At 41.6% G+C, this 13,504-nt stretch carries 11 protein-coding genes; 2 read left to right on the forward strand and 9 right to left on the reverse strand.

The window, feature by feature from the left end; all coding sequences use genetic code 11:
• Window positions 1-63: 63 nt before the first annotated feature.
• Window positions 64-1,464 (reverse strand): hypothetical protein, encoded by a 1,401-nt coding sequence (locus HMPREF2794_RS14925; RefSeq protein ID WP_070751789.1) that lies wholly within the window; start codon window positions 1,462-1,464, stop codon window positions 64-66.
• A 183-nt stretch (window positions 1,465-1,647) separates the two neighbouring features.
• On the opposite strand from HMPREF2794_RS14925, the gene HMPREF2794_RS14930 reads away from it, so the two are divergent.
• Window positions 1,648-2,220, forward strand: a complete 573-nt coding sequence (locus tag HMPREF2794_RS14930) for a DNA-3-methyladenine glycosylase I (RefSeq protein ID WP_022302489.1) — start codon at window positions 1,648-1,650, stop codon at window positions 2,218-2,220.
• Between the two features lie 136 nt (window positions 2,221-2,356).
• Here HMPREF2794_RS14930 and hisS read toward each other — a convergent pair whose 3' ends face one another.
• The 8 genes from hisS to HMPREF2794_RS14970 all read right to left on the reverse strand — a co-directional run bounded on the left by hisS (window position 2,357) and on the right by HMPREF2794_RS14970 (window position 11,350).
• Complete coding sequence (gene hisS / locus HMPREF2794_RS14935; RefSeq protein WP_070751790.1) at window positions 2,357-3,718, reverse strand: histidine--tRNA ligase; 1,362 nt, start codon at window positions 3,716-3,718, stop codon at window positions 2,357-2,359.
• A 185-nt stretch (window positions 3,719-3,903) separates the two neighbouring features.
• A complete protein-coding gene (locus HMPREF2794_RS14940; protein ID WP_010539056.1) occupies window positions 3,904-4,584 on the reverse strand; it encodes a zinc metallopeptidase in 681 nt (226 codons plus the stop codon).
• Between the two features lie 119 nt (window positions 4,585-4,703).
• The gene (locus HMPREF2794_RS14945) at window positions 4,704-6,020 is read right to left on the reverse strand and encodes an alpha-L-fucosidase (protein WP_070751791.1); all 1,317 of its coding nucleotides are present in this window, start codon (window positions 6,018-6,020) and stop codon (window positions 4,704-4,706) included.
• 118 nt (window positions 6,021-6,138) lie between these two features.
• Window positions 6,139-7,410, reverse strand: coding sequence for an adenylosuccinate synthase (locus HMPREF2794_RS14950; RefSeq protein WP_010539058.1), 1,272 nt, complete (start codon window positions 7,408-7,410; stop codon window positions 6,139-6,141).
• Window positions 7,407-7,895, reverse strand: a complete 489-nt coding sequence (locus tag HMPREF2794_RS14955; protein ID WP_008767710.1) for a Fur family transcriptional regulator — start codon at window positions 7,893-7,895, stop codon at window positions 7,407-7,409. Before HMPREF2794_RS14955 ends, HMPREF2794_RS14950 begins: the two co-directional genes overlap by 4 nt.
• A gap of 170 nt (window positions 7,896-8,065) precedes the next feature.
• Window positions 8,066-8,734, reverse strand: coding sequence for a DNA alkylation repair protein (locus HMPREF2794_RS14960; RefSeq protein ID WP_010539059.1), 669 nt, complete (start codon window positions 8,732-8,734; stop codon window positions 8,066-8,068).
• Window positions 8,735-8,742: 8 nt separating this feature from the next.
• Window positions 8,743-10,791, reverse strand: a complete 2,049-nt coding sequence (locus tag HMPREF2794_RS14965; RefSeq protein ID WP_070751792.1) for a dipeptidyl-peptidase 3 family protein — start codon at window positions 10,789-10,791, stop codon at window positions 8,743-8,745.
• A 94-nt stretch (window positions 10,792-10,885) separates the two neighbouring features.
• Window positions 10,886-11,350 carry a helix-turn-helix domain-containing protein gene (locus HMPREF2794_RS14970; RefSeq protein ID WP_010539061.1) on the reverse strand — a complete coding sequence of 155 codons (465 nt, stop codon included), beginning with the start codon at window positions 11,348-11,350 and terminating at the stop codon, window positions 10,886-10,888.
• 269 nt (window positions 11,351-11,619) lie between these two features.
• Between HMPREF2794_RS14970 and recQ the strand changes: the two genes are divergently transcribed.
• A complete protein-coding gene (recQ, locus tag HMPREF2794_RS14975) occupies window positions 11,620-13,425 on the forward strand; it encodes a DNA helicase RecQ (RefSeq protein WP_070751804.1) in 1,806 nt (601 codons plus the stop codon).
• Window positions 13,426-13,504: the final 79 nt, after the last annotated feature.

The following is a 13,504-nucleotide window of genomic DNA, read 5'->3' on the forward strand; positions in this document are numbered from 1 at the left end:
AGAAAATTCGTGCAGCATCCTTTGCGTTCGCTGCACGAATTATTTTTTATCCTAAAACGCATTCTAATCCAATTCTACCTCTATGGACGCTGGATAAAGTCGTAGGGGATCAAAGAACGCAGCGCAGCTGTTGACTATGTTCTTCAAATCGGCTTTCATTTTTCCTTCAAACACCTTTTTGCCGTTCACTGTCAAAGTCACCTTTTCATTTAAATCAACCAGTTTATCACAGAGATAAATGATAACTTTCCCCTTGTGTGCCTGCATATATTTCTTTGCAAACTTCATCTCTATTCCCCATCGGAGATCTTTCTCTATGACTTCATAAACAACCTCATTTACCTTCAAAGAAATATCATTTCCTGAAATATTCATCTCATAATAAGTACGAGACTTCCCTTCTTCATCGGATCTTTCCTTCACATACAAATTATAAAAGCCCGTCCGGTAAATTCCGTCCATTTCAAAGTTCTCCCAACTTACATATCTGGGATAAGGATTACGGACATATTGCTTTAGCCAAGGAGTTGTCGGACGATAATCAATGCTGTGTCCCATTCCGGGAATCAGTTCTATCTTATGAATAAAATGGCCAGGACGTTGATGTGCCAAACTATCAAATGCTTCCAACGCGTATCCGGTCAGTGTATTCCGATAAAATCCGGTATCTTTATCCCCTGTCCGCAAAGAAAAAGCGATGTTACTACAATTCTCTGCCGGAGCATTCTTCAAAGGTTCCCCTCCCGCCATCGGTCCCGCTGCAGCCCAATAATCAGCATAAAACGAAGCCAGACGCTGACTACCATATCCGCCTTCCGAAATTCCAAAGACATAAACTCTATTCGGATCAATCTCTCCCAAGAACAATGCTTGCCTCAGCAATTTCTCCCAGACAAACTGTTTAGCTTTCTGCCACCAACGATAGTAATCACCTTCATTCGGAATCTGTGGAATAAAGTAAACGGAAGGAGCATCATCAAAATTCCGGCAAATTTTCAACCCTGTACTCCATTCCCGCTCCTTAGGGCCCGAGCCATGCAGATAGAGAAATAATGGAAGTTCAGCTCCTGTTTCAACCGCTCCTTTCATTCCCCAACAATAGGGCATCACAGCATTCGGTTCCAAGTTTTCAGGAAGTTTCCAACAACCGGAAGAATTAGATGAAAGTGTATCCAAAGCTATTAATTTTTCTTCCTCAAAACCAGCATTTGCCTCTTTCCACAACTGCCATACGGCATCACGATACTGCTCCACTTCTGACAGTTTCAATGACTTTCCTGCATCAAAGGTGGTTGTTTTACCAGAAAGGTATTCAGAAAAGAACGTAACAATCTCTTTTCTTACTTGCGTCTTCACTGATTTCTTTGGATAGATCTTATTAAACTCGAATTCATGAGCTGTCGAAAAGACAGTAGTGACAGCACAGATAATGCCTAAAAATAACATGTTTCTAATCGTATTCATATAACTCTGGATTTTGTCGTTTTTCAAATATTTGCCAATGATTTAATGTTATATACAAAGATAGAAATTAATGCCCAGCTCTCCCTGCTTTTTCCGTTTAATCTAAAGTGAATATCTTTTGTTTTTGAATAGTATACTCATGATTTTTATCTATATTTGTAATATACTATAAATGTTATGCTTATGCAAGATATAATAAACGGACGCTGTGGTTGGTGCGGAACTGACGAGCTGTATGTGAAATACCATGATCAGGAGTGGGGAAAACTGGTAACCGACGACAAGACGCTGTTTGAGTTTCTTGTGCTGGAGAGTGCCCAAGCCGGATTGAGTTGGATAACTATTCTTAGAAAACGTGAGGGATATCGCAAAGCCTTTTGCGATTTCGACGCCGAACTTGTAGCACAAATGACCGACGAAGATGTTGAAATGCTGATGCAGTTTGACGGTATTGTGAGAAACCGCCTGAAAATCAAATCGACAATCACCAATGCAAAGCAATTTCTCGCCATACAAAAAGAATTCGGTAGTTTTTATGACTACACACTTTCATTCTTTCCCGACAGAAAACCAATTATCAGTACCGTTCGTTCATTGAGTGAGATTCCTGTATCATCTCCCGAATCCGATACCATGAGCAAGGATATGAAAAAACGAGGATTTAAATTCTTCGGAACTACGATTTGCTATGCTCACTTGCAGGCTGCAGGATTTATCAACGATCATCTGGCAGACTGTATTTGTCGAAAAAGATAAATACAGATAAGTTTCTTATCCGGAGTAAACACGAAAGTCAATATTTAAGAACTACCTCCACAGAATCTTCACATTCCATAGAGGCAGTCTTTATATAAAATAAGAAAATCGCACACTTAGAGATTCTCCATCCAATCTATTTTATTTTTGCAATCAGTTCTTCCACCGAAACAAGATTCTGTTCGCCAGTCTCCATATTTTTCAGCATTGCTTTGCCTTCATTCATCTCGTTCTCTCCTACAATAGCAACGAACGGAATATTCTTCGCATTGGCATAGCTCATTTGCTTCTTCATCTTTGCCGCATCCGGGAAAATCTCAGCACGAATACCTGCCGCACGTACTTTTGCCAGTATATTCATAGAGAAAGCAGCTTCCTTCTCACCAAAGTTCACGAACAGCAATTCTGTACCGTTTACAGCTTCTTTCGGATAAAGATCCAGTTGATTCAAGACATCAAAAATCCGGTCTGCACCGAAAGAGATTCCGACACCCGACACTCCAGTCATACCAAATACTCCTGTCAGGTTGTCATAACGACCACCACCGGTGATACTACCGATCTGTACATCCAGAGCCTTCACTTCAAAGATAGCACCGGTATAATAATTCAATCCGCGAGCCAAAGTCAAATCAAGTTCAATTTCATTCTGTAAGCCCATTGTTTCTAACGTACCCAGAATAAATTCGCTTTCTTCCACTCCTTTCATACCTGTTTCGCTGGCTGCCAATACACTCTTTAAAGTAGCCAGTTTTTCAGCATTTGTTCCGCTCAACAAAATAATTGGCTGCAATTTGGCAATCGCCTCATCACTGATACCTTTCTCTTTCAGTTCCGTATTGACATTCTCCAAACCAATCTTATCCAGTTTATCAATAGCCACTGTGATATCTACGATTTTATCAGCTTCCCCGATGATTTCAGCGATACCGGAAAGAATCTTGCGATTATTAATCTTAATGCACACACGGATATTGAAACGGCTGAATACTGTATCGACAATCTGCATTAATTCTACCTCATTCAGCAAGGAATCACTACCGACCACATCGGCATCGCATTGATAGAACTCACGATAACGTCCTTTCTGCGGACGGTCTGCACGCCAAACCGGCTGTATCTGATAACGCTTGAACGGAAAAGTAATTTCATCACGATGCATTACCACGTAACGGGCAAAAGGCACCGTCAAGTCATAACGCAAACCTTTCTCACAGAATTTGCTTGCCAGCTTAACGGCATTACGACTCAATAACTCTTCATCCGTGATGCCTGAAAAGTAATCTCCGGAATTCTGAATCTTAAATAGAAGTTTATCACCCTCATCGCCATATTTCCCCATCAGTGTAGAAAGCATCTCCATCGATGGAGTCTCTATCTGCTGGAAACCATACAGATGATATACATCACGAATCGTATTGAATATATAATTACGCTTCGCCATTTCTACCGGCGAAAAGTCACGAGTTCCTTTAGGAATACTTGGTTTTGCTGCCATGATATAATTACTGTTTAGTATTTTAATTGCGCAAATTTACTGCAAATTTCCGAGCAACGCTTGCATATATCCGAAAAAATCGTCAATATTGTAAAAAACGTGAATATACGTATTATGACTAAACAAGACGCCTCCACCGTCTTTGAAAACGATGGAGGCGCCCTAATAATTATTAAATTGGCTTCTTAGTCTCTTCTACCCATTGCAATCATAATATAATAAATCAATGTAGCCAACGAACCCAGTGCAGCTACTACATAGGTATATGCAGCAGAACGAAGAGCATCTTCGGCTTGTGTATGATTGTATGAATTTGTAATGCCGGATGAACTTAACCACACCAATGCACGTTTACTTGCATTGATTTCTACCGGCAAGGTGATAAAACTGAACAAAGTGGTGGTAGCAAACAGAATGATACCAATCCACAACAATTGCGGAAACGTATTGAACAGTAAAATACCACCCAACAACACCCAAGTCATGATAGAGGACGAAAAATTCACTACCGGAACCAAGGCACTACGCATTTTCAATGGAGCATACATGCGAGCATGCTGAACAGCGTGTCCACATTCGTGCGCTGCCACGGCAGCCGCCATGATACTATTACTTTCGTATACACCTTCACTCAGATTCACTGTTTTGTTAGCAGGATTGTAGTGATCGGTCAACTGACCGGGTGTATGAGTTACTTGTACATCATAAATTCCATTGTCGTGCAGCATCTTTAAAGCTACGTCGCGTCCTGTCATACCGTTTCCTGTCGGAATTTTGGAATACTTCTTGAATTTGTTCTGCAAATTCATCTGTACCAACCAACTTGCTACGGCAATACCAATAAATAATACCCAGTAAGACATCATATACTTTTCATTTTAATTATTACTCTATATCTATATAAACAAATTGTTTGCCAAAAATAAAGGGAAACTACGTATGTAACGATAGTTTCCCTATGCTTTTATGAAGAATTAGCTAAAAATTAGTCAATTGTTAGTTCTACAACGTAATCAACATCTTTGGGTATCTCTGCAAATTCCAGCAACACACCTGCTTTATTTTTAGAAAAACGGACGGGAGTACCATTTTTAAATAGCACTGCCTTCTTGACTTTCTTGTCTGCCAAAGGCAAGAACAACGCCTTATCCTGCAAATTCAAAATGTGTACATATAGTCTGTTCCCCTTCTGCGTCGTCACTCCCCAATCGTGTGGAGCAACTACACCGCCACGGGTTCCATATATCGTTTCACCGTATTGCTTCATCCACTCTCCCACTTCTTTCAACCGTTGTACGGCTACCTCCGGAAGTTCTCCGTCGGGTTGAGGACCGATATTCATCAGTAAGTTCGCATTCTTTCCTGCCGCTTTCACCAAATAATGAATCAGTGTCTTCGTCGATTTATAATTCTGATCTGTAATCTTATATCCCCACATGCCATTCATCGTTTCACATGTTTCCAAAGGCAGATGGCTAACACTTTGTCCGGAAAGTCCTGCTGTATTTTCTCCGGGCAGATCACGCTCAAATATCTGAATATCTTCACCGGAGAAGGGAGTCTGATGATGATTGTTTCCTATCAGGCAACCTGGCTGTAATCTATGTATCAGGGCATATTGTTCCGGCAATTCCCAATTAAAGTCAGGATTTCCATCCTGGTCCCACCAACCGTCAAACCAAATTGCTCCTATCGGACCATACTTAGTCAGCAACTCCGTCAGCTGATTATTCATGAATTGATAATAACTTTTCCAGTCTCCTTTCGGATTCGAACGTCCCGTTCCCCGTCCTGTACGTCCCCAGGGATAATCTTCCCGCGTCCAGTCAAGGTGAGAATAGTAGAAATGAAGTTTGATTCCCTGTTTGCTGCAAGCAGCTGTCAATTCCTTTATAATATCCCGTTTAAAAGGAGTTGCCTTTACAATGTTGAAATCCGAATACTTGGTATCGAACATGGAGAAACCATCATGATGGCGGGAAGTCAGACAAATATATTTGGCACCCGATGCCTTGATGGCAGCCACCCACTTATCTGCATCAAATTTGGAAGGATAGAAGCCACCTGCCAGTTTGGCATATTCCTTATAATTCAGATTATTGTTTGTCATAGTCCACTCACCGGTGGCAAGCATGGCATACAGTCCCCAATGAAGAAAAATTCCGAACTTATTATCCTGAAATTCTTCACGGGCTTTGAGATTTTCTTCACTAGGTTGGTAGGAAGGCTGTGCATAGAGCTGAGAAGATACTCCCAGACTCATACCTATTAACAATAGGAAAGAGATGAAATGTGTTTTCATAATGCGTTATAGTTAATATTGGGGGTAAAGAAAAAAAAGCGGAGTAATTTCCATTTCTCCGCCTCTCTCATTAAGTTATAGAACAAAGTTATTCTTCTATTCGACAGAATAACATTTCTTATTCTTCAGTATACCGTTCGATAGTCTGCGCTCTGTCCGGTCCAACAGATACAATCTTGATTTCCACACCAAGTTGTTCTTCAAGGAAAGTCAGATAAGCGTTGAATTCCTCGGGGAATTCGTCTTCACTCTGCATCTTTGTCATATCTGTCTTCCAGCCCGGCAGCTCTGCATATACAGGCTCTACACCTTCATTGATGTCGTATGGGAAATAATCTATCTCTTCGCCATCTATTTTATAAGCTACACAAGCTTTGATCGTATCGAATGTATCGAGTACATCGCTTTTCATCATGATCAACTTGGTAACACCATTTATCATTACAGAATACTTCAAAGCTACCAGATCAATCCATCCGCAACGACGTTTACGTCCTGTTACTGAACCAAATTCATGTCCCAGTGTGCACATATTGTCACCAGTTTCGTCGAACAGTTCTGTCGGGAACGGACCGGCACCTACACGAGTACAGTATGCTTTGAAAATACCAAACACTTCACCGATACGGTTCGGAGCTACTCCTAAGCCGGTACATGCGCCTGCACAAACCGTATTGGAAGAAGTTACGAACGGATACGAACCGAAATCAATATCAAGCATAGTTCCCTGAGCACCTTCGCAGAGAACGCTCTTGCCATCTTTCAGATAGTTGTTTACTTCATGTTCACTGTCCACAAAATGGAATTGCTTCAGATATTCGATACCTTCCATCCATGCTTTTTCGAGTTCAGTGAGATCATATTCATAGTTCAGACTCTTCAGAATTTGTTCGTGACGAGCTTTTGCCGCACCATATTTCTGATCGAAGTTATGAAGAATATCACCTACACGAACACCATTACGGCTTACTTTATCCGTATAAGTAGGACCGATACCTTTACCGGTAGTTCCTACTTTCGCATCTCCTTTAGCTGCTTCGTAAGCGGCATCCAGAATACGGTGCGTCGGAAGAATGAGATGAGCTTTCTTAGAAATGTGCAAACGCTCTTTCAATGGGTGTCCCGATGCTTCGAGTGCCTCAGCTTCCGCTTTGAACAATGCCGGATCGAGCACTACACCATTACCGATAATATTTACCTTATCTCCCTGAAAAATACCGGAAGGAATAGAACGAAGTACATACTTCTGTCCTTCGAACTCAAGTGTATGACCGGCATTCGGACCGCCCTGGAAACGAGCGACCACATCGTACTTAGGTGTTAATACGTCGACTACTTTTCCTTTACCTTCGTCGCCCCATTGTAATCCTAATAGAACATCTACTTTCATTTTTCTTTTTTATTGTTGTTACTGACTTTTTTCCGTTTATTAGCTCTGTCACACTTGCTGCACAATCCATATATATATAAGGAGTAATGCGAAAGTTGAAAGCGGCTTAATTTTGTATTTTCGATGGCATGCTGTAATTCCTCGTTCTGAAACTCGGTCACTTTGCCGCATTGAGTACATATCTGATGATGATGTGTCTCGCGATTGTATGATTTTTCGTATTGGGAGGAAGTACCGAACTGATGCTTGATGATCAGCCGTGCGTTGATAAGCAGAATAATAGTATTATAAAGAGTTGCCCGACTTACCCGGAAATTCTCCTGATCCATCATTCTGGAATAGAGCATATCGATGTCGAAATGGCCGTCGATGGAATAGATAGTTTCGAGTATGGCGTAACGTTCGGGAGTCTTTCGATGCCCGTTCGCTGTGAGATATTCTGTGAATATCTGTCTTACCGTATCTTTCACATTTTGAGTTTCCATCATCAGCACAAAATTAGCGCGAACAAAGTTAAGCCTTTTTTGTGGAAAGCAAAAGAATTTCTGAGAAATAAGTAACAGGTAATAAGTATTAGGTATGAACCGTAGTTACTTAAAATTCCATTCGGCAGATGATGCCCACATGACAATACCTAATACTTAATATTTATTACTTAATACTTATCATTAGCTTCTTCTCTCACCATATTATAGAGCATCTGCTCCGTTTCCACTGTAGAATCCGCCATCCCATCAACCAGCCGGCATACACGGAAAGCATGCTCTTCGTTATGTTGCATATACTTACGGATAACCAGCATAGCTGCATTCCGCACATGATAACTTTCAGAATGAACGGCACAGAATGCCTGGTCAAGCAACTCACCGGAAGCTCTTTCCGTCATATCCCCCTTTTTCATCAAAAGACGGGCTGCCGTCAGGAAACCGCAGGTTTGCACATATTCCTGTTCATCAGCCATCCAATGAAAAGATTTAGCAGGGGCATACGGCAGATGCTGAAAAAGATTCATACAGGTCAGCTCCGCTATCTCTATGTTACGGATGCTTTCTACCCAGATATCGGCAATCTCGGGATAAAATGTATCGATAGGCTGTAACATTCCCGCCATGATTTTACACTCGCGAATGTCCTCTTTCCACAATGCCTGCGCCAGGCCGTGATTCTTTTCGTAACCTTCGGCAATCATCTTTATGCGAGGAAGTTCAACTCCGAAATTGAGTTTGTATACCAACCCCTTTTCACGCATACTTTGGGACACAGCCCCGTTCATAGAGAGACGGAGCTGTGTTTTAATATCTTTCAGTTGTTCTTTTATATCCATTTTCAATATTAGTTATTTACGGAAGGCAACGGAGAATAATCTTTGCTGTAACGCAACATTTGCTCTACGTAGTCTTCGTCATAAGACACGGTAACATCAGTAATATTTCCATCCTTGTCAGTCACCAGTTCATATACCGGATTTATAAACCCTTTATAAGGAGCCAGATTCAGCTTTTTATAACGCTCCAACACTTCGGCATGCAAAGTCGGATCAACTTTCACCGCATAATTTTCGACCAATGTACGGGCTCCTTCAAAATCACCTGTTGACTTGATTCGCTGAATTTCAGCCAGCAGTTCACCGAACAGTTCACGTACTTTCTCGTAATCATTGACTACTACATAAGTTTTTCCGTCCTTCTTCACCATTTCGACCACTTTGTCGGGAGCACCTTTTTCAAATACCCAACGGGCAATCAGCTGGCGATTGCGCATGTGAGCCTCCTCTATATTGTTTCCCGGCTCAATGCGTACGAGTTGAGTCATCAGACCATTCATCAGGAATGTATAATACTCCGCTTTATATGCTTCAGCATCGGGAACAAGTTTCAATTCCACCAGCTTCGGATCAGCTACATAATACAGTCCGAACAAGTCAGCACGTGCTTCTTCGATTGTAGAGCCATAAACTTTCAATGCATCAGGATCTACCCCTGGAAGAAGCTTGCCGGAACCGTGTCCGAGACATTCATGTAAGTCGGTATGAAGTTCACCTGTCAGATCACCATATTGATCGATTCGCTGTCTTTCTTCATCATTGTAAACGAATTCTTCATTAAAACCATTTCCGTGAGCCGCCTTATTATAAGCATCTGTGATGTTACCAATCGTTACAGACTTAGAACCATGATGGGCGCGAATCCAGTTAGCGTTCGGAAGATTGATACCGATGGCAGTTGCAGGATATAAGTCGCCGGCAAGAATAGCTGCGGTGATCACCTTAGCAGATACTCCTTTTACTTTCTCCTTTTTGAAAGATTTATCGACCGGAGAATGATCTTCGAACCATTGCGCATTGCTGCTGATGATCTCCGTACGGTGGGTAGCTTCCAAATCCTTGAAGTTAACCAATGATTCCCAACTGGCTTTCACTCCCAGCGGATCACCATAACTTTCTGTAAAGCCATTCACAAAATCGATTCTGGAATCAAGATCTTTCACCCAAAGAATAGCATATTCATCGAAGTCCTTCAGACTGCCTGTTTCATAAAATTGAATCAGTTTGCCGATCACTGCCTTCTGCGCATCATTTTCAGCTACCGATTCCGCTTTCTTCAACCAGTATACGATCTTTTCAATCGCCTGAGTATAAAGTCCGCCTACTTTCCATACTTTTTCCTGTATTTTTCCATCCTCTTTGACCAGACGGCTGTTCAGTCCGTATGAAACCGGAGTTTCATCTTTCGGATCTTTCATTGCTCCGTAGAAGCTTTCCGCCTCCTGCTGAGTAACTCCGTCATAATAATTGCAGGCCGAAGTCAACACCAAGTCTTCACCATCCGCCTGATTTACACGTTTCGACATGATAGCCGGATCAAACATTACCGGGAAAAGCTCGTCACAGAGTTGTTCAGCAGTCTGTCCTTCCGCCAGCGGAAGTAATTGGGCATCCATTCCGAGTACAGCCTTCTTCAGGAAGTCTTGCGAGAAATCGGGCACAAACTTTTCCATACCATAATGATGATGAATGCCATTGGAGAACCATACCCGTTTGAGGTACACTTCCATATTTTTAAAGTCGGAAGTCGATTTGTCACCCTGATAATGGGTGTAAACAGCTTCGAGCATCCGACGGATTCTCAAGTTATACTTTCCATTCTGATCAAACAGGATGTCACGTCCTTCCAGGGCAGCCTGAGTCAGATAATAAACCAATTCTTTCTGTTTCAGCGTCAAAGTCTCGAATTCAGAGACCTTGTACCGCAATATTTGTAAGTCTGCAAATTGTTCCACTGTATAATCAAATTTATCTGCTTCAGCAGTTGTTGTTTTGGCTCCACCACAGGATGCAAGGATCGTAGCGGTTACGGCCATCGAAATAAAATGTTTTTTCATAATTACTGATATTGATTAATTAAATAAGAAAAGGAATTATCTCCGAACTTTTCATTCAGAGGTAATTCCTTTTGGTCAGTATCGGAAAACGCAATTACTTCTTACTATCAGCGTGTTTCTTGCGATATCCGTTAGGAGTTTCACCTACATTCTTGTAAAATGCAGCGTAAAAAGATTGACGATTTGCAAAGCCAACCATTGCGCTGATTTCTTCTACATTCTTGTCGGCATAACGCTTATCTGTCAACAAATGCAGAGCGTCTTTCACTCTGTATTCATTCAACAAACAAGAATAGTTCATACCAAAACGAGAATTCACTACTGCAGAAAGGTAACGAGTGTTCGTTTTCAATTCTTTAGCTAAATCCTTAGCTGAATAATCAGGATCTTTGTACTTCTTCTGAACAACTACAATGTTCAGAATCTTGTCATACAACTCGTCTGCCAGTTCCGGTCTGATTAATGACCGGTATGCAGCCTTCTTTTCTTTCTTTTCCCTCAAATTGTAGGGACGTTTCTTTGGAGCTTCCTCCGCTTTTTTGTTCTCTAAATCACTCATTGAATTAACTGGTTAGGGTTTGTTTATTTGTTATTAATTGCTCATTTGCAACGTTACATGTTACAAATGTCTTACTTTTTTTTTAAACACACAATTATTTTGTGCATTTTTTTTCTAATAAAACAATCAAAAACCTTGAAAAAGAGGAATTAAGGGTGAATAATAAGAAACTTTAACTCTTGAAGCATTAAAATCAAAACAGAAATCGAGACATGATAAAGATTGCTAAAGAAAAGCGTACCTTTGCCACAAAGTTTAAATAAATGTTGATGAAAGAAACTCTAAAAACATATTTCGGTTATGACAGCTTCCGCCCGTTGCAGGAAGAGATCATCCGTCACGTACTGAATAAGCAAGATGCACTGGTATTGATGCCCACCGGCGGAGGCAAATCGATCTGTTACCAACTGCCCGCATTGCTCTCCGAAGGAACGACTGTAGTAGTTTCTCCGCTTATTTCCCTGATGAAAGATCAGGTAGAAACATTGCAAGCCAATGGTATCGCGGCAGGAGCACTCAACAGCAGCAATGACGAAACCGAAAACGCCAATCTCCGTCGTGCCTGCGTTGAAGGCCGCCTGAAACTGCTTTATATCTCACCGGAAAAGTTAATAGCGGAAAAAGACTATCTGTTGCGGGATATGAGCATTTCACTCTTTGCCATTGACGAAGCGCACTGTATTTCCCAATGGGGCCATGACTTCCGACCGGAATATACACAAATGGGAATGCTCCATCAGCAATTTCCTCAGATACCGATTATCGCATTAACGGCAACAGCGGATAAAATAACCCGCGAGGATATTATCCGACAGTTGCATCTGGTTCAACCCCGGACGTTTATTTCTTCTTTTGACCGTCCCAACATCAGCCTGGACGTGAAACGCGGTTTTCAGGCAAAAGAGAAAAATAAAGCGATTCTGGAATTTATCCATCGCCACAGAGAAGAAAGCGGAATCATCTACTGCATGAGCCGCAATAAAACGGAAACCGTAGCACAGATGCTGCAAAAACAAGGAATCCGATGCGGTGTTTATCATGCCGGACTGTCTTCGCAACATCGGGACGAAACTCAGAACGATTTCATCAACGACCGCATTCAGGTAGTATGTGCTACGATTGCCTTTGGTATGGGAATCGATAAATCGAATGTCCGTTGGGTCATCCATTACAACCTTCCTAAAAGTATTGAAAGTTTTTATCAGGAAATCGGGCGTGCAGGGCGTGATGGCTTGTCAAGTGATACAGTATTGTTCTATTCATTGGGGGACTTGATACTGTTAACTAAATTCGCCACAGAAAGCAGTCAGCAGGCCATCAACCTGGAAAAACTGCAACGTATGCAACAATACGCTGAAGCAGATATCTGCCGCAGAAGAATCCTGCTGAGCTATTTTGGAGAAACCTCAACAGAAGATTGCGGAAACTGTGATGTCTGTAAAAATCCGCCACAACGGTTTGACGGTACGGTGATTGTACAAAAAGCATTAAGTGCCATTGCCCGGGCGAATCAACAAATAAGTACGGGTACATTAATAGATATTCTTCGTGGAAGTTATTCGGCAGAAGTGACGGCAAAAGGATATCAGGAATTAAAAACATTTGGTGCAGGAAGAGACATACCACCTCGTGACTGGCAAGATTATTTACTCCAGATGTTACAACTGGGCTATTTTGAAATAGCCTACAATGAGAACAACCATCTCAAAATTACTCAAAGCGGAAGTGACATTCTTTTTGGAAAAGCAAAAGCGACACTCGCTGTGATTCACCGGGAAGAAATCGCGACAGGAAAAGGGAAAAAGAAGAAGGTAGTCATTGCCAAAGAACTTCCTTTCGGCATCCCCGGTGGAGAAAACGAAGATTTATTCGAAGCATTAAGGGCATTGCGGAAACAAATAGCAGATCAGGACGGACTTCCGGCATACATCGTCTTGTCTGATAAAGTGCTGCATCTGCTTAGTATTTCTCGCCCGACTACCATCGAAGAATTCGGAGAAATCAGTGGTATCGGAGAGTTTAAGAAGAAGAAATACGGAAAAGAGTTCGTGAACCTGATCCGACAGTTTGTATAGTAATCCGGTGCTAATTTATCGACTTCGTAAAAAAACGCTCGATATAAAAAAGACATATTATTACGTCGTTATGAAATGA

Origin of the sequence: Bacteroides sp. HMSC067B03, assembly GCF_001811315.1 — a bacterium.
GTDB lineage: Bacteria > Bacteroidota > Bacteroidia > Bacteroidales > Bacteroidaceae > Bacteroides > Bacteroides faecis.

Bases quoted from the DNA above. Each gene is read 5' to 3' on its own strand.
- HMPREF2794_RS14925 (WP_070751789.1), bottom strand. From the start codon at position 1,464: ATGAATACGATTAGAAACATGTTATTTTTAGGCATTATCTGTGCTGTC.
- HMPREF2794_RS14930 (WP_022302489.1), top strand. From the start codon at position 1,648: ATGCAAGATATAATAAACGGACGCTGTGGTTGGTGCGGAACTGACGAG.
- hisS (WP_070751790.1), bottom strand. From the start codon at position 3,718: ATGGCAGCAAAACCAAGTATTCCTAAAGGAACTCGTGACTTTTCGCCG.
- HMPREF2794_RS14940 (WP_010539056.1), bottom strand. From the start codon at position 4,584: ATGATGTCTTACTGGGTATTATTTATTGGTATTGCCGTAGCAAGTTGG.
- HMPREF2794_RS14945 (WP_070751791.1), bottom strand. From the start codon at position 6,020: ATGAAAACACATTTCATCTCTTTCCTATTGTTAATAGGTATGAGTCTG.
- HMPREF2794_RS14950 (WP_010539058.1), bottom strand. From the start codon at position 7,410: ATGAAAGTAGATGTTCTATTAGGATTACAATGGGGCGACGAAGGTAAA.
- HMPREF2794_RS14955 (WP_008767710.1), bottom strand. From the start codon at position 7,895: ATGGAAACTCAAAATGTGAAAGATACGGTAAGACAGATATTCACAGAA.
- HMPREF2794_RS14960 (WP_010539059.1), bottom strand. From the start codon at position 8,734: ATGGATATAAAAGAACAACTGAAAGATATTAAAACACAGCTCCGTCTC.
- HMPREF2794_RS14965 (WP_070751792.1), bottom strand. From the start codon at position 10,791: ATGAAAAAACATTTTATTTCGATGGCCGTAACCGCTACGATCCTTGCA.
- HMPREF2794_RS14970 (WP_010539061.1), bottom strand. From the start codon at position 11,350: ATGAGTGATTTAGAGAACAAAAAAGCGGAGGAAGCTCCAAAGAAACGT.
- recQ (WP_070751804.1), top strand. From the start codon at position 11,620: ATGAAAGAAACTCTAAAAACATATTTCGGTTATGACAGCTTCCGCCCG.